Raw genomic sequence first — 19,125 nt, 5'->3', positions numbered from 1 at the left:
ATTATTTTTTGGATTTCTTTCGTCTCTCCATAACTTCCCTCCATGTGGTAAGGATGACATTGTTTTCCTCAAGGTGCTTTTTCAAATCAGGATCAATCATGGAAAGCATGTCTGCGTACCTGGAATCACCGGAACCGGAAATCCTGTCAAAAAATTCTGAATACTCATTGCAATGGACAATGACCATCAACAAACCTGGTTCCATGGTTTCAATCACCCTTTTTATCTCTAAAACCTTGTGCTTGCCCAATTCTTCGAGGGTATAATTTTCCTTTTCTGGTTTCCACTTTCCGCTAATGGTATGAAGATCGTCCAAAACTGGCAATCCCAAAGACCATATCTTTTGTCCTACAGGAGTGGTGTTCTTCAATAAACTTTGTTTGGGAAGCTGCATTCCATCCCTGTACTTTCCTTCTGCTTTCAATTTTTGAACGATGGGATAATTTAGGCTTTCTTCCAGAAGCTTGTTGTTCCCTCCGGGAAACATCACTGGAATACCATATTCAGCACCTACCTGAATGTACTTTTCCAGAAAAGGTTCATGGGCGAAAAGTGTACCCATATGTGAATCCAAATGGGTAGGTTTTAGCCCCAAATTGATGGCCCTGTCTATTTGGGACTTCATTTCAATGTAAACTTCCTCTGGGCTGGCATTGTTGACTACAAGCTCAACCGATTTCCACATGGCCCCTTCCTGATCGTGCAGTGAGGGTGTCAAGGCCTTGCCGGACAATGGTTCCCAACGGTAGTCTTTCCATTCGGAAGTTAGTGTAAGATGAACGCCTACATCCATATGGGGGTTTTCTAAAGCGTAATTCACAAAACTGCCAGACCAGGCACAAGGCATCATGACACTGCAGGAGGTAGCCACTCCCTCTTCCATGGATTTAATCGTCCCCAGGTTGGATTCATAAGACATGCCGGAATCATCAACATGGAAAATAACTACTTTTTGACCCTTTTCCCAGCCTAGTTTTTCGGAATATGTCACTTGTGCAGATAAATGTGTGGTCACTCCTCCAAATAACAGGAAAAAGCAAATACTCAGGGAGGTTAATCTTTGTTTGTAGTTCATAACTAATGGATTTATTTGTGCTTTTTGTTGCTACGGTAACAGCAAACTTTTTTTTGAATTATCCTGAACATAACCTATCGGATTTTAACCAATATTACTGTAGTGGATGGATTCTAACCTTTTAGGAAACATCGATACGGTTGGCATGATTCTAAATATGTTTAGCATAATGGTTCATTAATATATATACTTCACGATTACCATAAAGGGCCATTGGTGGGAAACATTTTTTTCAAATCAGAAAGATTGCCCATTTTATGGAGAAACATTAATTTGTTCCTGATTCCAGCTCTTAAAAAAATCCAAATATTATCTTTTTGTTAATTAGCGTGTTAGATGGCTGACTGATGGGTATGCAACTATAATTGAATTGCTTTATTTAATAGCTTTACCATTGAAAACAGACAAACAAGAGAGTTATTTTCATCAACCAGATTGGCTAAACTTAAAGGGTAGGGGATTCCGTCCTTTTCACTTTGATAGCCATAGAAGTTTCTTTGGCTAGCCTTTAACACCCCTGAATTAGCAGTCCTCTAAAACAATGTATAAAGTAATTTTGCTTTTGGATTTTGCAGAAGAATACAGTAAAAGTCTCCTGAAGGGGATTTCAAGATATTCTTCCGAGTTTGGGCCTTGGTCTTATTGTAGGATGCCTTTGTTTTATAGGGAAACGATGGGGACGAAAGGGATCATTGATTGGGCAAATGACTGGGGAGCCCATGGCATCATTGGCCAGCTGTACAATGAAATGGAATCGGAGTTTTTGGATTCAGGGATTCCTGTTATCGTACAGGATTTCAAGGAGCGGTTTAGGAAAATACCCAACATTACAGGGAGTTACCGGGAGACCGGGAAACTTGGTGCAGATTACTTTTTGAAAAAGGGATACTATCATTTTGCGTTTTACGGATTCAACAATATCGTCTGGTCAAGGGAAAGGGCTGAAGGCTATGAAAAAGCCATAAACGAAGCCGGCTATCAAGTCCATTACTTTGAACATGTAAAAGCAAGGTCTACAGATGTATGGTTTTATAAAAGCAATTCATTGAGCAATTGGCTTCTAAATTTGCCCAAACCAATTGCCTTGATGGCTTGTGACGACAATCAGGGTGGGCATATCACAGAGGCCTGCAAACAGATTGGGATTAGGATCCCCCAGGATATTGCCGTGTTGGGAGTAGATAATGATGTGATGCTTTGTGAATTGTCAGACCCCCCTTTATCAAGTATCTCTTTGGATATTGAGTATGGAGGATACCAAACGGCCCAGATTTTGGCAGAGATGATCAAAAATAAAAGCCAGTTCAATAGGGATATTATCGTTCCTCCACTTAAAGTGGTGACCAGATCTTCAACAGATATTTATGCCTCTGCCAATGGTTACGTTGCCAAAACATTGGATTTTATCCACAAAAACATCGATAAATCCCTCCAGGTAGATGAGGTTGTCAAAGAAGTGCCGATGTCTAGAAGGTCATTGGAAAAGCTATTCTTGGAAATTACAGGAAAACCTATTTATAAATATATCTCCGATTTGAGAATAGAAAAGGTAGCAGAAAAACTGGCAGAGACAGACTTGACTATATTTGAAATTGCTTTGGATATGGGATTGCCGGACAGCAAAAATATCTCCCGGCAATTTAAACAGGTAATGGGCTGTACACCTGTGGAATATAGAAGGCAAGAGATGCAGAAAAACCGGCTTGAAGTATTTTCTGAAGCATCTGATTTTTAGTATGCTGCTGTTTTGCCTTTTGTCAAGTAAGCAGGAATTTTATTTTTTACAGATAGACAAACACCTTCGCAGGGAAATTGCTTTTAACAATTACAAAGTGAGAAACCTTCGAGGGGTATCCAATTTGGTGGATTGGTCTGTGGGGGTACAGTCCAATGGTGATAAAGTTCAAACCCTCGAAGTTTTTTGGATATAAGCGAATTCCCTGAACTCCCTTGTTCCTTTTTTTGTCAATGTCTCTTTAAGTTGCATGGTCAGGATTACTTTTTTATCTGAAATGAATCCAAGAGCTTGCCATTGAAATCAAATGCCTGGAATTTTAGGGAGTTTGAAGAAATATCGATTTTTTGGTACATATAGTCATTTGGCAATTCTATTGCAGCAAAATTACCCCTGTTTTCTTCACCCTCATACCCCTTTCCCTTGGTGGAAGCGCTATGAACAAACACTGTTTGATGCTTGCTATCATAAAATTCATGCAATGGTTTGGATCTCATATAGTAGTGGAAATGCTCACTAAAGACCAAATCTATTCCATATTTTTCAAGTGTTGGCAACCACTCCCTTTGGATATCCTCATAAGGCTCCTTTGAATTGAAGAGAGGGAAATGGACCGTCAGTATTTTCCATGTTGCAGGATGGTTCTTCAAGGTTTGTTCCAGCCAGGATTTTTGTTCTTTTATCGGCAAAGTTCCATCCATCATGAGGAAGAGGGTATTTGAATAGAAAAAATGGTAGGTAAATTCCTCAAAGGTCTTGTTTGGTCCATTTTTGGGGTAGTCGAACATTTCCCTAAACATCCACGCCCCCAGACCATCTTGGCTGTCGTGGTTACCGGGCACCGCCATAAATGGCTTTTTTGCAGGCGCATTACCCAATGAACCGAAAAGCTGATCCCAGTCATTTCTGTATAAACCCGTTCCAACAAGATCCCCTGAATTCAAGACGAAAGCACTCTCTGGAAAATTATCCATGGCTTTTTGATACATTTCCCCTGTTTTCATGTCATTGTGCATATCCCCAAACCATAAAAAAGAAAAATCTTCTGTAATACAAGGGGCAGTTTTGAATGAAAAAATATCAGAAGAACCTCCGTTCTCAGTCATAATCCTATATTCATATTCGGTGTTTGGCAGTAGAGAATTTAACCTGAATGTATTTCTGTTGATAAACCGGTCATTGACCAACAACCTGTCTTCCATCAGAAATTGCTCTGCCTGGGTAATATGCTTTGGGGCTTTACCTTTCTGCCAATATTCCAAGCTTACATTGCCCGCCTTGGGGTTGGTTCTGCATTGTATGCTGATACTGTTTTGGGTTGAATCTTGCCATGACAGCATAATCTGATCTGCATGATTGCCTGAAGGGAAATCAGTATGCCTGAAAGCATCCAGCAAATGGGCTTCCCTAGCCCTTCCCCGAATGGTGGTAAACAGGATTTCTCCCTTTATCGATGTGGGAACTTTTGAGATTTTTAGCCCATCCCAGTCATGGTAGGTAAAAGCACCTTCCTCCAATATTTGGAATTGTTGGCTTTCAGGAAATATAGGCTCTATTTTTAAAGGATTGTTTTTTTCAATAGGGACTAGACTGATAAAATAGACAGGACGGTGCTTGTCAAATCCATTGATGCCAAGTCTTACCATTCCTTTATCAAAATGCTTTTGCCAAACCTCGTAGGTTGAATGTTCATTTTTCACTACCATTTCGGTAAGCGTAAATTCCGATTCGGAAAGCCAAAAAGGGGGTTCTTTCTGTGACTGGTCCCTCATAAGTGATACCCGAACTGGTTGGTTTACCTCAAACACCCAATAATTCAGTGCCAAGGCATTTTTTTCATCATCCCTTAAAAAATCCAATATCTCCTCTTGATTTAACTCGGAAAGGGTCTGTATGTCCTTTTCCAAATAGAGCCTTGAAACAATACTATCCATGGCAGTATCAACAGAAATCAATTCTACGGTGGGGGATTGGCATCCAACAAAGCAGGATGATAGCAGGAAATGGGAAAGCAGCAGGGTAAGGGAGAATTTGTTTTTCATAACAATAGGAGGTGGACTACGGAATGAATACCCAAAAAACCAGAAAACAGGCTATTGAAAAAAATAAAAAATAAATGAGTAGCCTTTTCAGAAAGGTTGTAGGTAATACAACTGAAAGACCTGAAAATGGAAAAACATAGCCCGACAGTGATGATTTGCAAGCTAGTCAATGGAGAATTGACAAGGGAAGAATTTGAAGCAGTTTTGGATGCTTTTGAGGATCCCAACTGCATGGCGGAATATCAAAATATCCTTGAGGAATATTTTGACAGTCTATGCAAAGTCGAAATCACAAACAGAATAAATAATCAAGTTTAAGAAAACCTAATTACTCACAACTCAAACCAAATAAGCTTATGAAACACGTTGTTTACTTATTGAAATCTTCATTGAGGTACTTCTCTTGTATGTCCTCCGTGATGACTTGTTTTTTGGTGCTTGGGCTGGCTTTCTTTGGCCAGTCTAAAGCCTATTCCATTGGGAAGTTGGAAAAATACCAGTCTGAGCAACAAGTGACAGGGAAAGTGATCTCTGCACAGGACGGGTTGCCTTTGCCCGGCGTAACTGTGATGGAAAAAAACACCGGAAATGGAACTGTGACCGACATCAATGGTGAATTTTCACTTTCGTTGAGAAACCCAAACCCTATTTTAATATTTTCTTACATAGGTTTTGAGACACAGGAGTTTCCATTGGCAAACCAAAGTAGGATCGAGATCGAGCTGGGTGAATCCACGCAGGCGATGAGCGAAGTTGTAGTTACAGCCCTTGGCATCGAAAGGGAAAAAAGATCCTTGGGGTATGCTGTGGGAGAGGTCAAGGGAGATGCACTCAGGACTGTTGTACAGGAAAACCCTATGAATGCCTTGGCTGGAAGGGTTGCCGGAGTGACTGTCAACCAAGTGAGTGGAGTGGGATCATCCACCAACATTGTAATTAGAGGTGCCACTTCTTTGACAAGTGACAACCAGCCACTGTTTGTCATTGATGGAGTGCCTGTTTCCAACTCAATGAACAACATAAGAAACATGGGCGATAGAAACGAAGTCGATTATGGTAGTCCTATTTCAGACTTAAGCCCTGAGGATATAGAGGAAATAACAGTGTTGAAAGGTCCGAGTGCAGCTGCTCTTTATGGTTCTAGAGCGGGAAATGGGGTGATCTTGGTAACTACAAAAAAAGGAAAGGCAGGAGAACCAATAAAGGTAAACTTTACCACCAGCAATGTTTTTGAAAAACCATACAGGTATTTGGACTTTCACTACATGCATGGGTCAGGTGTCCGTCCCACACTTTTGGACGAAAGGTCAGCGGCTTGGGTAGGTCCAAGACTGGATGCCGGGATCACAGCGGTGCAGTGGAACAGCCCTTTGGGGGCAGATGGGAATAGAATTCCCACAGAGCTTCGTTCGTATCCCGACAATATGAAAAACTTCCTTGAGACAGGTTTAACCTCTACCAATTCGGTATCGGTAGCAGGTTCCAGCCAAAAGGCAACATACAGGTTTGGTTTTACCAACATGATCCATAATGGAATGATCCCCAATACGGATCTTTTCAGGAATAACCTGTCTTTGTCCAACTCCTTCAAAATCACAGATAGGTTGACTTTCAATACCGATATCAACCTGACAAGATCCAATTCCAACAACAGGGCTGCTACAGGCAACAGGGGAGCAAATCCTTTGCAGGCAGTATACAATTGGCCACATGTTGATATTCGTGAGTTAAGGGATATATGGGTGCCTGGACAGGAACATATCCAGCAATTGTCAGTCTCTCCAAATGATGATAACCCTTATTTCATTGCTTATGGGATTAACAATTCTTTTGTCAGGGATAGAATATTCGGGAATGTAAAACTTGATTACAAATTTAACGAACAACTATTCTCCCATTTGCGCTTGACCATGGATACCTATACAGAAAATAGGGAGACCAAGATCCCTTGGTCGTACACAAGGGAGCGGAAAGGCGCTTTCCATTTACAGGATATCGGCAGGACCGAAACCAATATCGAATTCCTGACAACTTACAGCAAACAAATCAATGATTTCAACCTGTCCATTTCCGGTGGAGGAAATATAATGCGACAGATGTATAGCGAAAACTACATGGGAAGTGCCCGTAATGCAGGGCTCATAGTGCCAGGATTGTATAGAGTTAACAACATTCCAAATGCAGGACTTCAATATAACAACTTCTCCTCTGAAAAATCAATCTATTCAGTTTTTGGAATAGCTTCCATGGGTTTTAAAGACCAACTTTATTTGGATTTGACAGCTAGAAATGATTGGTCCAGTACACTGCCTGCCCAAAACAGATCTTATTTTTACCCCTCTGCATCCCTAAGCTGGTTGGCAAATTATACTTTTGATCTGCCTTCAAATATATCTATGTTGAAATTTAGGGCTGGTGTGGCACAAGCAGGGAATGATACAAACCCCTACGCACTTGAGCCGGTCCTGGGAACATCCAATTGGGGGGATTTGATAACCACCAACTACCCGGGGACTTTACTCAATCCCAACTTAAAGCCAGAGATCAATACCTCACAAGAATATGGTGTAGACCTGAATTTGTTCAACAACCTGATCCGTCTGGAGGCGACCTACTTTTACCAGAAAAACGAAAACCAGATATTGAATATCCCAACACCACAATCTACCGGATTTAACCAAAGACAAATAAATGCAGGGTTGATATCTAGCAGAGGTTGGGAAATTCATTTGGGCGCAACACCCATCCGTAACCAAAATGGCCTGACGTTGGACATTGGAGCCAATTTCACCCGTATGAGAACCAAACTGGAAAAACTGACTGATGGCATGGACTTTTTGGTTCTGTGGGAAGACAATGAAGGGGGGGCATCTACTTTCGTAGGAGGTCAGATCGGAGATTTATGGAGTCGTGGCTATGCTTATGTGGAAGATCCCAACTCACCTTACTATAAGTGGCCCATATTGGACAACAACGGATCATGGACCCTACTCAACGGAAGGGAAACAAGGAGGAAAGTCGGAAATTTCAATCCAGATGCCATCATTGGCCTCCAGACCTCATTGAAATATAAGAGATGGACACTAGATGCCAATTTTGACCTGAGGCTTGGTGGGGATTTCATGTCATTTACCTATAGATATGGAGAATCTGACTGGAAGTCAAAAAGGCAGATGGACTTGTTGATACCAGGTGGGTTATACTCACAGGAAGAATTGATTGCTTTACTCAAATCCGATCCAGATAGGTTTATCATCCCATCCAACGGCAACTTTCCAAGGGTAGGAGGATATGACAGTTATGCTGGTGGGCTTCCTGTGAATATGGGGCCAGAAGGCAATGATGGGGTTTTTGTTCCCGGGGTAATCAGAAATGCAGAAGGGGAATATGTCGAGCATCTTGGTGGTCCAGGAACAAGAATTCATCCAATCGCCTCGGCTTACCCATGGAGATTTAACCAACAGGTTACCTTTGATGCATCATTTCTGAAATTGAGGGAATTGTCGGTAGGCTATCAATTGCCGAAAGTATCAGGCTTCCAAAATATCCATGTATCGGTATTTACCCGAAATCTAATGCTTTGGACAAAATCCAAGATCGGAATTGATCCGGAAAGGGCTTTTCAAGCCTCAGGTTCCAAGCAAGGTGATTCCGCTAATTTATTCAGGCAGGGTATAGAACTTCAAAATGTTATGCCATGGACTATGCCATTCGGTTTTAAAATAAATGCCAACTTTTAAAAGGTAAAAAACAGTCAGACAATGAAAAAAATATTGAAACTTATCGGAAAATCAACCTTGGCAATATCATTATTGTTTTACTCCTGCCAAAGTTTGGATGAAATCAACGAGAACCCCAATGGGGTGGCTCCAACATCAGCAAACCCAAATATGCTGATGCCTACAATCTTGGTTGGGGTAGGCCAAAATTTGCTTAACCTGGGATATCAAGATATCGCAGGAGTTATGCAACATACACAAAAAGATGGATGGTATGGTGGACATAACCATTACGAGTGGAGCCTTCAAGATTGGGGACATTGGTATGCACTGCTTCGAAATAACCAATTTATGATCCAAAGGGCTGAAGAAACAGGATCCGATTTTCATAAAGCAGTTGGACTTACCATGAAATCGTTGATATTCGGAATGGTTACAGATTTGTGGGGAGATGCCCCATATTCAAAGGCACTTCAGGGAAATAATGATGATTTGCAGTACCAGTTCCCTGAGTTTGACAGCCAAGAGATGATTTATAGAGGGATTTTGGAAGATCTGAAAACAGCTTCAGAGCTTTTTGGTCAAAACCCAACTACTGGGGTAATACCAGAATATGATCTTTATTTTGCTGGAAATGTAGGGCGCTGGTTGAAGTTTACAAATTCACTTAGGTTAAGGTACTACATGCGTTTATCAGAAAAGTTGCCGGATTTTGCCAAATCAGGAATTGAGGAAGTTTATTCAAAAGGAAACCTTATCACTTCAGCAGCAGATGATGTTATGATGGATTTTATTGGTGCTTCATCGGCTGATTCTTGGCCTTCGGCAACTTCCTTTGACGCAGGATCAAATTTTAGACGACTTAAACCATGCAATACCTTGTTGGATCCTATGCTTGAAACTCAGGATCCCAGGGTTTCGGTATGGTTTAGACCAGTACATTGCCCTTGGGTAGAAGATCGAACACTCAATGTTGCCATGGATCCATATATCAGAAAAAATGGAGTACTTCAATCTGGGATCTTGTCCTTGGATGATGCTGTTTATGTGCAGGAGATTGCAGCAGGGAATGTCTTTACCCGACATTATAATCCAGAACTATTGGGTCAAAATTTGGATAACAGGAATTTTGTAGGTCTTCCTCCAGGCCATCTGCAACCATCAGCACACAACGAAAACCCTACACCTGGTCAACTTCTGGAAAATCAGCACGTATCACAGTTGGCCGATGTTTACAGGCTTTCTAAACACAGCCTTCTCAAAGCCCGTATCATTTCCGCGGCAGAGGTGAATTTTATACTTGCTGAAGCAGCATTGAAGGGATGGGCAGTTGGAGAGGCTTCTGGTCATTACAATGAAGGAATTAGAGCTTCATTGAATACGTGGGGTGTTGGAGCAAGTTTTGATGACTTTATTAAACATCCATCAATTGCCTACAATGGTACCCAAAAACAGATTATCGAACAAAAGTGGATAGCATCTTGGACAAATGCCTCCGAAGCTTGGTTTGATTTTAAGCGTACAGGATATCCTGCCTTGACCCCTGGGCCAGCATCGCCTGAACCTGTGTTGCCGGTAAGGTTTAATTATGGCAACAATGAGGTGAATTTCAATAATGCACAAGTAGAAAAGGCTATTCAAAGATTGGAAATTACCCCTTATGAAAAAGGGCGTGGGGCCAATAATCAATGGTCAAAACCTTGGCTGTTGCAAGGTACTGGAAAGCCATGGTAATTATATGGGTTGATTTTCAAGGTATTGTTTAAAATGAATCATTCCCATGGATTTTTCCATGGGAATGATTTTTTTAGGCATGGATTGCCAAATTTCTTGAAAAGTACATGAACAGTAATTTTCATTTTTTCTGATAAATAGCTTATATCTGAAGGGTGAAGGGTTTGCTAGGTAAAATAGTTGGCTGATTTGTGGATTTTAGAAGTGGATGTTTTAGGTTTTGATTGGTAGTTGGGGATTTTTCTTTATGGTTTGTCTGTAAAAGTCATCTTATTCCTACGATATCAAATGCCGCGTTAAGATAGTTTTGGTTAATACTTTTACCATAAGTAAATCCAATACCATATAGAAATTGGTCAGTAGCATTTATAGTTTAGGATTTCCAATTAATATTACTTTGATTTTTTTTAAATGGGATTTTTGAAAAAGGAACCAAGAACCTAAAATGAACTTTTAAGTTCTTGGAATTTTTCAGGTTAAACATTTCTTTAAATTCAAACTGATAATTATCAGCCATTTCCTGGAGGTGGTTTTTCCTCTGGATCTTCACTCATATCTCTAGCAAAGCCATCCATGGTTTCTTTTGAATCCAAAAGATCACAAGAGGTTGCAAAAAGAAAACTTAGTGTTAGTAAAGCAAGAATACATTTTCTATACATTGTATCAAATTTTGTTTTTTTTACTTGCCTAAATATTAAAAACAGTTGGATGTCGGAAGGATAGATGCTTGCTATCTCATTCATTAAATCTAGACTCCTTTTTCGTTTTTTAATGCTTTGGTATTCTAAGAAAATTATTTGTAAATGTCTGACATCAAGAATTTTCAATTATCTACACTACTAGTAAATAAAATCACAAAATTATTTTACAATAAAGGAAGTCTTTGGCCTAAATAAATAATAATGGAAAAGAATGTTATGTGAATTCCAATTATACAGCATGCTCTTTTTATGTTGTAGGTATATAGCCCATCAAGCTAGACTAATTTGTACCCCAAGCCCCAATGATAGAATAGGTTTAGAAAGAGATAGTAACTTGCTCAAGTCATTTCACTGCTTTGACCTTGTGTCCTTTGAAGTGCTTGTACCTGTTCAAAATCATCCTGATCAATCGATGCTATCCATAATAATTAAAAAAATAAATTCTCCCCAACTGTGATTTTTTCGGAACTTCTTACACTAATTGTTTGAAGTTTGATTTTCGATGGATAAAAAAAGCCGATTCATACAAGTAATAAAACAAAATGAAGGACTGATCTTTAAAGTTGCGATACTTTATACCAACAGTCTTCATGACAGGGAAGACCTGTATCAGGAAATTGTCTTCCAGCTTTGGAAGTCCTTTGACTCTTTTGGCGAAAAGTCCAAGTTAAGCACTTGGATGTATCGGGTGGCTATGAACACTGCCATTTACAACCTGAAAAGTAGCAAGAGGCAAGTAAATACCATCCCCATAGATATGGAGACAGATCTTTTTGCCGAAGAAGTCGATAAGTCGGAAGAGGCAAGGATAAAACAGTTATATGATAACATCCAAACGCTAAACTTACTTGAAAGAGGTATCATCCTGCTCTATTTGGAGGGAAAAAGTCATCAAGAAATTGCAGAGATCATTGGCATTACTAGCAGTAACGTTGGTACAAAGGTTTTGCGAATCAAAGAGAAACTGAAATCACGGATCATTAAAAAACAGTAATTATGGAACTTGAAGAAATGAAAAACACCTGGCAATCATTAAGTAAAAGAGTGGAAAAACAGGAACTCCAGACAAATCAAATCCTGGAAAAGCTTAAACAGGAAAAATATCAATCTAAACTCAATAAAATCGGTTATTCAGAATATGTGGGAACTATTGTCTGCTATATCGGAGCAGCTTATTTAACAATGAATTTTACAAAGGTAGACAGTCTGACAATGCAGATTTTCGCAATTATTGCTATTGTATTGCTTTTTGTTCTTCCTGTGATTTCACTGAAGTCTTTGCAAGCTGTCAGAAATGTCAACATCCCTTCCATGGCTTACATTGATGCAATTGAGGATTTTGCGCATAGAAAAATAAAGTTTCAAAGACTTCAGAAACTGAATGTTTCTCTTGGCTTATTTCTTATGCTTGTTGCTGTACCAGTACTTTCGTCCATACAGGGAAAAGCAATTGCACAAGTACCCCATTTTTGGACATTGATTTTCCCTGTTTCCATAATTTTCTTTTTGGTGTTCGCTATGTGGGTGTTAAAATCATACAATAAAATACTGAAAGAAACGGAAAAAATCCTTTCTGACATCCATAGCTAATACGCTCAAACACTTTGGTATTTTCAAATCGGCTGAAACTATCAGTAAAGGATAGCTATACCCAAAAAACAACCTGTAAAAAATATCACTATGACAATCACTTGACTTCCGCAGCATCCCTTTTGTGGGTAAGAAAGCTTATAAAGTCTATACAAAGGAAGCCATTGAGATAGCTCCATCTGATAGGGAAATCCCTATTGTAAAGAGGAAATTGACAGCGAGTAAATCTAAAAAGAACGAAATTGTTTTGTTGGAAGGATTAAATCACTTATTTCAGGAAAGCAAAACAGGACTCGTTTCTGAATATCCCCAAATTGAACAAACATTTGCCCCTAAAGCTTTGGAAGTAATCAGCAATTGGATCTTAAAACAAACTAAAAGATTGTACCATGAAAATTGACTTGGAAGAAAAGTTTGCCAAAATACAGCATCACTGGCATCCCTACATTGTGGGAGAGTTGAATGAGAACTTTGTTAAACTAGCCAAGTTAGAAGGAGACTTGGTTTGGCATAGCCATCAGGAAGAAGACGAGATGTTTGTGGTGGTCAGCGGCACATTGATGATGGATTTCAGAGATGGGAAAACCATATCCACCAAGCCTGGAGAAGTTTTGATTGTGCCAAAGGGCGTAGAACACAGGCCTTGGACTGCAAAAGGTGAAGAAGTGAAAGTTATGCTGATAGAGCCTAAAACCACTAAACACACCGGAGACCTTAAAGTGCAGCAAACTGTAGAAAAGCTGGAGTGGATTTAAAAATGCTTAAAACAGGCAGCTAATTATATAGCGTTCAAATGAAAAACCTGATAACAATCACTATCTGTAGTCCCTGAAGGATTTAAAAATTTATCATACATGCTCAAGAATAAAAGGAGAGTAATAGCCGTGGGTACAGGAACTGGTTCACTGACGTCCACAGGTTGGAGTTTGAATTTAACAAGGTCTTTTTCAATGACCTGTCACGCATTTTGAGACCCTGCCTTTACACCCAATACAAATGAAGATTAAGAAACGAGTTTTAAGTGCCTTTTTATTATCACCCTTTTTGGTTTTGGGCGTTGCCGTTATCTTTTTATCCATTAGATATTCCCCCACCTATGTCTACCGATTAATCACAATGAATATTGCGGATGTCTATGACTATAAACATTTTGAAAATCACAAGATTCGGGGAGCAGAAAGTGCAAATAGATTTATTTCTCAACCCAAAGAGGAATATATTGAATCACTATTTGATGATTTGGTAACCAAAACGGGGTTTAATGGCTTTGAAGAATGGGCTATTGAGTCTCAAACAACAGCGCTTATTGTTATTCAGAGAGACACGATCATTTATGAAAAATATTTCAATGGTTTTGGCAATTCTTCCTTTTTAGCTTTCTTTGAGAGGTATTGACTTACGTCTTTTACAGATATTAAGAATATTTCGAATCTTTAGGATTTTCAAAATTGCTAGGTATGTTGAAGCTCTCTCTTTCATCAACATTGTATTCAAGAAAAAAATAGAAGAACTTGCCATCTCACTCATATTCACGATTTATTTCGGTAAAGAGTCCACTAAGAGTAAAAAATCATAATGTCAACCCATTTACTTATACCACTCTAATAATAAAATCGTATATTTGTATTTAATTGTTTTAGAGACATGAAAAACAAACAAACATCTTTGCTTCTTGCTTTAGCCAAAAAGCTCAAAAAAGAGACTTCAACCAAAGAATTAGCAATTAAATCTTTGAGCTCTGCTGGTATTGTCACAAAGAATGGAAAGTTAACAAAGTCTTTCCCAAATCTAAATCGTGTTTTTTCGGTATCTGAATAGATGTATAGCAATAGATCAAACCTCTTAATTGGATTTCATGGTTGTGATGAATCTGTTGCTTTCGAACTTTTGAACAAACCCAAAAAAGTAAAAATAAGTGAAAAACCATTTGATTGGCTGGGGCATGGTTTTTATGTGTGGGAGAACAACTATGCTAGGGCATTGGAATGGGCTAGGGATAAGCAAAAACGCGGTAAAATTAAGAAAGCATCTGTTATAGGTGTCGTTTTTACACTTGATCATTGCCTTGATTTAATTGACAATGAATTCATTGGTATACTCTCAAAGTATTACGATCTAATGAAGATTGATTTCCAAAGTTTAGGTAAAGAATTACCAAAAAATAAGGATGTCAAAGAAGATGAGCATAAGGATTTGTTGATAAGAGAGTTAGATTGCGCTGTTATTGAATACCTTCATCAAAAGATAAAAGAAGCTATAGAAAGTGGTGAAGAACCTAGTTTAAGAGAGTTTGATTCAGCAAGAGGTGTTTTTATTGAAGGAGGCCCAGCCTTCCCTGGAGCCGGGGTACAGAAAAAAAGCCATATACAAATCTGCATAAGAAATATGGAATGCATAAAGGGATTTTTTATCCCAAGAATATGATCATTTGCAAGGTCTGATTTTAAGATGGAAAGAAAACCAAAAGTATTTTCAAGATGTAGGGTAAGATCCCAGATTTTATTTCGCTAAAGTTAAGCTTAATGTTTTGACAAAATTTTCATTGTCCATTTTTTTGACAATTTATATATTGCTAAAACATCAACTCTTTGATTTTTCAAAATATCACTATATCCCTTCACTTTAATTGATCAAATGTCATTAAATTTTATACCAAGTATGCTCAGAAAGTCTAAAGACCTATTTCACTTCTCCAAAACCTCCTAAATCCATTATTTGTAATATTTCAAACAAACTTATTTTTTTCAAGGTCAACAATTCATAACTCCATGACCAAAAAAGGGGAGGTGTATCCCCTTTCAATCCTCAAAAAGGACAAGTTGTCAAAATATACTCCACGGCCTTTTGGGCTTTTGAAGCTGCTTCCAGCAAGAGCCTTTTATCCGACCTTAATCTGTCTAGCCACACTTTGATATAGGCTGCTGAATTGTCCAACAATTTCTCTTCCATGATCCCTGTATGATTGCATAGGTAACTTGCACCCATTTCCGCCGTCAATTCCTCCCTACTATATCCTTCTGATCCAAACTCGTTGTATTCAACAATCTCTTTTCTATTGAGCCTATCCTGATGTCCAGTCGCATGCGTCAATTCATGGAATAAAACTGAAAAGTAATACTCCTGAGATTCAAACAGCCTTTTCTCAGGCATATTGATCAAATCCGAAACTGGCGAGTAATATGCTTCAGGAATACCATGTACAATCCTTGGAGGGTTGACCATTTCCCTGATGATCTGCTCACACCTTTCAATCGGTTCAGTATTTTCCAAAACCACAGTTTCCGGAATCTCAAAATCAACCCCATCAACATCTTCTATGTTGAAAACAGTATAATACTTGAGAAACCCCACTTTCCTAATTTTCGAAGGATGCATTCTTTTTGCTTCTTCCTCCATCAGTTTCCTTCCACTCTTTTTGTCAAAGTAGCTGAAACCCCAATAACATACAGGTAATCCCTTTGATCCTTTTCTTATCGAACCGCCTAAGCTTTGCGCTTGCTTAAAAGTCAAAAAATACGGTTGGCTAAATTGTCCGGATAACAGGATCCACATATTGATTCCCCTATAACATTTCTTGGTCACATAGTTTGCAGGAATCTCACCTCCCTGCCAAACCTGTCTCCAAGGGACAATCCCATTTTCAAGCTTTTCAATGATCAGATCGGACACCATCTGATAAACATCCTTTCTTTGTTTTTTTGCAATAGTCTTCATGATTTCTTCTTTTAGTTTAAAGATTTAATTATGAAGCATCACCAGGATTCAGCGTCCACTGAATGCAAGAGGAAACGGAATAAAAAGTAAGCGGAGCGCAACGGCTTTATGCCGTAGTCTCTTGCCATGTGTGGAGGATGATATCCTAAATTGCTGAGGAATTGAATAGAAAATAAAACTGACGACTTCAAGCAATCAAAGATTTAAAAATCCATCTTAAAAGTATTTTAAAACACATCACCCTATTGTCTTGACTTTGTTGAGTTTTTTTATTAAATTTGTAATAAAGTATTTATACTTTATTACATTGTTTTAATTGCATAATAAATACTTTCTTTAATCCATATGAATGACAATTCATTTCATCATCTTGACTTTTTAATGATTTTATTTTAACTTTACATAAAGTATTTATACTTTATGTTTTTATATATTAGTGCAAATTGTTAGTAATACCACCTTAATTCAATTTGTATGCTATTTTTTAAAATACTAGACTCTCAACTTTATTCAAGCCAAAAAATATCACTCAACTTTTTTTTTACAAAAACTTGATTTTTAGCAAAATAAATATTAAATTTACACATAAAGTATAAATACTTTATGTTTTTAAAATTAATCATATTAATCACAATCAATAAAATGATATTTATTTGAATCCTTTTCTATGGCACGAAGATCAAGGTTTATCATTTCAGAGTCTAGTATTAAGAAGTTTTTTCTAAACGAGAAGAAAGTGTTTTCAGAAGCGCAACTAAATAGTGTTTTAGACGAAAACCGATTGATATGGAATCTCCCTATTTCAATGAATGGAAAGAAATTCATCAACAAGCTTACGGAAAGTGGTATTCTTAGCATGCATGAAGTTGTTTTTTCAGGATATTTCCCCAATAAAACAAGGTACCTCACCAATACAGCAACAGTGTTTGACTTAGCTATATCACTAGCCTCAAAGGCTTACCTTTCCCACTATACAGCGGCCTTTCTTCTTGGACTTACGACACAGGTATCAAAGAGTGTTTACTTGACTTCTGAACAATCTCCCAAAAATAAAGACCGAAGTGTGATACTTCACCAAGAAGACATTGACAAAGCTTTCAATAAGCCCCAGAGAACCTCAAATGTCCACGGGGTATTTGGGGAATACACCATCATCTATCATAATGGAATGTACACTAATAAGGCAGGGGTTTTTTCAAAAGATGGATTAACATTCACCAATGTAGAAAGAACCTTGATTGATTTAGCTGTAAGACCTGTTTATGGAGGAGGGGTATTCAGAGTTTTGGAAATTTTCGAAAATTCAATCGATAAACTATCTGTAAATAAACTAAAGGCAATACTTGATAAATTAAGTTTCGTTTACCCATATCACCAAGCAATTGGTTTTTATTTAGAAAAGGCAGGACTGGATCAAAAGCGACTGTCTGTATTTTTGGAATATGATAGACCCAATAAATTTTACCTAACATATGATATGAAGGAAATTGATTATAACGAAAAATGGAATATCTTCTATCCTAAGGGAATGTGAGTTTTTCAAACTTTGATAAAACGTATTCAAAATAATAATCAAAGTCTTTTATGGTTTGTAAAGAGGAAACGGTAGTTTTTACATCGGTCCAGTTTTCTTTATGCAACTCTACACTTGTCCGTAGGATTGAGATAAACTTTAAAGGTACTTTTTTAGCTAAAAAAATATCCGAAAGCATTTTTACATTTTCAGGTTTTTCGGGGGCAATTTCAAATTCTTCCATTAAAAAATGAATATCGTAAAAATCTCTTGCCCTCGCCCTAGGTGAAAAGCCCGGCACTATCTTACTATAATCCGGCAGCTGTTGGCACAATGCCCTTAACTTTTCAAACACAATCATTTCCGGTGTATAAATGCGGATTTTAAACCCTTCATATTCAAAGTCTTTATTCCCTTCCACATGTTCATGTTTGCTAAACTCCAATTCAAAGATCGGAGAATTGTTGGTATGGATCTGAATTGCGTTTCTCCTTGCTGATTCTATGTTTCTATTAAACTTATCAAATTCACCTTTCCCTATCAGTTTGAACTCTACTTTATAGCCACCCCAGAAGTCTCTTAATTCTTCATTTGCCTTTTTGGGTTTTATTAAAAATTTGTAATCCAATACTACATAATCATATTCTGAAAATGTTTGCTTTAAGGTACTCTCTATTCGAGAGCTGATGCTTTCAATATCCTCCTTAAAATCACCTTCTGATATTGAGTAATCAAGATCATAAGAAGTTCTGGAAACATTCTCTGATGCATCTAAATAGGCTTAATAAATCGCATTTCCACCTTTCAAAACCAACTGTTCAACTAAGGTGTCATCTGATACCAATGCGATTATGGTTATTCGCTTTATTCTATTTACAATTGAAATATCCATGGTTAAAATTAATTTTATTTACTGGAATATGAAATTCGATTTAAATAGTGAAATCGAAATTTTCTTTATCTGTCTAGTTTCTAGTAGCTTTCTTTTAGAGAAATGACATCCTAAATTGCTGAGGAATTGGATACAAAGTAAAACTGGCGACTTCAAGAAATTATCAGTTTCTGACAAATGGAAAAAACATCTCAAAATAGCTACTTTTAACCGTTAAAAACAGTGCTGTTTTCTACTTAAAAACCAAAGAAAAAAAAGACTTACGAGTTCCGAGTAAAAGACAAAAAGGTGACTTCGGAACCAGTTTCAAGAGCGGAATGTCGTAGACAATCCTACATCTTGCTGACTGCAAAAAGCAGCAGTCTGACGCCTTTCGGCCTCCGTTTTCACCATTTTCAAGATTGCTACTT

General features: G+C 38.0%; 17 protein-coding genes and 1 pseudogene. 13 read left to right on the top strand and 5 right to left on the bottom strand.

Features of this window, described 5'->3' with window-relative positions:
* Position 1: 1 nt before the first annotated feature.
* Positions 2–1,075 carry a polysaccharide deacetylase family protein gene (locus MM213_RS17330; protein ID WP_241414157.1) on the bottom strand — a complete coding sequence of 358 codons (1,074 nt, stop codon included), beginning with the start codon at positions 1,073–1,075 and terminating at the stop codon, positions 2–4.
* Between the two features lie 541 nt (positions 1,076–1,616).
* On the opposite strand from MM213_RS17330, the gene MM213_RS17325 reads away from it, so the two are divergent.
* Positions 1,617–2,810: a DNA-binding transcriptional regulator gene (locus tag MM213_RS17325; protein WP_241414156.1), complete on the top strand. Its 1,194-nt coding sequence runs from the start codon at positions 1,617–1,619 to the stop codon at positions 2,808–2,810.
* A 260-nt stretch (positions 2,811–3,070) separates the two neighbouring features.
* Here the strand turns inward: MM213_RS17325 and MM213_RS17320 are convergent, their stop codons facing one another.
* Complete coding sequence (locus MM213_RS17320; protein WP_241414155.1) at positions 3,071–4,744, bottom strand: purple acid phosphatase family protein; 1,674 nt, start codon at positions 4,742–4,744, stop codon at positions 3,071–3,073.
* Here MM213_RS17320 and MM213_RS17315 point away from each other — a divergent pair.
* From MM213_RS17315 to MM213_RS17300, 4 genes are all read left to right on the top strand, one after another.
* Positions 4,743–4,910, top strand: a complete 168-nt coding sequence (locus MM213_RS17315; protein WP_241414154.1) for a hypothetical protein — start codon at positions 4,743–4,745, stop codon at positions 4,908–4,910. The two genes, MM213_RS17320 and MM213_RS17315, sit on opposite strands and share 2 nt — an antisense overlap.
* Before the next feature lie 68 nt (positions 4,911–4,978).
* Positions 4,979–5,170, top strand: a complete 192-nt coding sequence (locus MM213_RS17310) for a hypothetical protein (RefSeq protein ID WP_241414153.1) — start codon at positions 4,979–4,981, stop codon at positions 5,168–5,170.
* Between the two features lie 38 nt (positions 5,171–5,208).
* Positions 5,209–8,592, top strand: coding sequence for a SusC/RagA family TonB-linked outer membrane protein (locus MM213_RS17305; RefSeq protein ID WP_241414152.1), 3,384 nt, complete (start codon positions 5,209–5,211; stop codon positions 8,590–8,592).
* A gap of 21 nt (positions 8,593–8,613) precedes the next feature.
* Positions 8,614–10,305 (top strand): SusD/RagB family nutrient-binding outer membrane lipoprotein, encoded by a 1,692-nt coding sequence (locus tag MM213_RS17300; protein ID WP_241414151.1) that lies wholly within the window; start codon positions 8,614–8,616, stop codon positions 10,303–10,305.
* Between the two features lie 509 nt (positions 10,306–10,814).
* Here the strand turns inward: MM213_RS17300 and MM213_RS17295 are convergent.
* The gene (locus tag MM213_RS17295; protein WP_241414150.1) at positions 10,815–10,964 is read right to left on the bottom strand and encodes a hypothetical protein; all 150 of its coding nucleotides are present in this window, start codon (positions 10,962–10,964) and stop codon (positions 10,815–10,817) included.
* A gap of 544 nt (positions 10,965–11,508) precedes the next feature.
* Between MM213_RS17295 and MM213_RS17290 the strand changes: the two genes are divergently transcribed.
* The 7 genes from MM213_RS17290 (at position 11,509) to MM213_RS17260 (ending at position 15,020) form a co-directional block, all read left to right on the top strand.
* The gene (locus MM213_RS17290) at positions 11,509–12,000 is read left to right on the top strand and encodes a sigma-70 family RNA polymerase sigma factor (protein ID WP_241414149.1); all 492 of its coding nucleotides are present in this window, start codon (positions 11,509–11,511) and stop codon (positions 11,998–12,000) included.
* Positions 12,001–12,002: 2 nt separating this feature from the next.
* Entirely contained in the window at positions 12,003–12,596 is a 594-nt protein-coding gene (locus MM213_RS17285; protein WP_241414148.1) for a hypothetical protein, read from the top strand.
* Positions 12,597–12,720: 124 nt separating this feature from the next.
* A complete protein-coding gene (locus MM213_RS17280) occupies positions 12,721–12,996 on the top strand; it encodes a hypothetical protein (protein ID WP_241414147.1) in 276 nt (91 codons plus the stop codon).
* The gene (locus MM213_RS17275; RefSeq protein ID WP_241414146.1) at positions 12,986–13,351 is read left to right on the top strand and encodes a cupin domain-containing protein; all 366 of its coding nucleotides are present in this window, start codon (positions 12,986–12,988) and stop codon (positions 13,349–13,351) included. Before MM213_RS17280 ends, MM213_RS17275 begins: the two co-directional genes overlap by 11 nt.
* A gap of 241 nt (positions 13,352–13,592) precedes the next feature.
* Positions 13,593–13,991, top strand: a complete 399-nt coding sequence (locus MM213_RS17270; protein WP_241414145.1) for a hypothetical protein — start codon at positions 13,593–13,595, stop codon at positions 13,989–13,991.
* Between the two features lie 249 nt (positions 13,992–14,240).
* Entirely contained in the window at positions 14,241–14,414 is a 174-nt protein-coding gene (locus MM213_RS17265) for a hypothetical protein (RefSeq protein ID WP_175606683.1), read from the top strand.
* Between the two features lie 69 nt (positions 14,415–14,483).
* Positions 14,484–15,020, top strand: a complete 537-nt coding sequence (locus MM213_RS17260; RefSeq protein WP_241414144.1) for a hypothetical protein — start codon at positions 14,484–14,486, stop codon at positions 15,018–15,020.
* Positions 15,021–15,401: 381 nt separating this feature from the next.
* Here MM213_RS17260 and MM213_RS17255 read toward each other — a convergent pair whose 3' ends face one another.
* Positions 15,402–16,310 (bottom strand): ArdC family protein, encoded by a 909-nt coding sequence (locus MM213_RS17255; RefSeq protein WP_241414143.1) that lies wholly within the window; start codon positions 16,308–16,310, stop codon positions 15,402–15,404.
* A 667-nt stretch (positions 16,311–16,977) separates the two neighbouring features.
* Here MM213_RS17255 and MM213_RS17250 point away from each other — a divergent pair.
* Positions 16,978–17,844: a type IV toxin-antitoxin system AbiEi family antitoxin domain-containing protein gene (locus tag MM213_RS17250; protein WP_241414142.1), complete on the top strand. Its 867-nt coding sequence runs from the start codon at positions 16,978–16,980 to the stop codon at positions 17,842–17,844.
* Here the strand turns inward: MM213_RS17250 and MM213_RS17245 are convergent.
* A pseudogene (locus tag MM213_RS17245) lies at positions 17,831–18,565 on the bottom strand (nucleotidyl transferase AbiEii/AbiGii toxin family protein); the annotation flags it as partial. The gene MM213_RS17250 and the pseudogene MM213_RS17245 sit on opposite strands and share 14 nt — an antisense overlap.
* Positions 18,566–19,125 lie beyond the last annotated feature (560 nt).

Source organism: Belliella alkalica, from assembly GCF_022549785.1.
In the GTDB taxonomy this organism is placed as follows: Bacteria; Bacteroidota; Bacteroidia; order Cytophagales; family Cyclobacteriaceae; genus Belliella; species Belliella alkalica.
The sequence above is the reverse complement of the archived record's forward strand: the minus strand, read 5'-3'. Positions and strand labels throughout refer to the sequence as shown.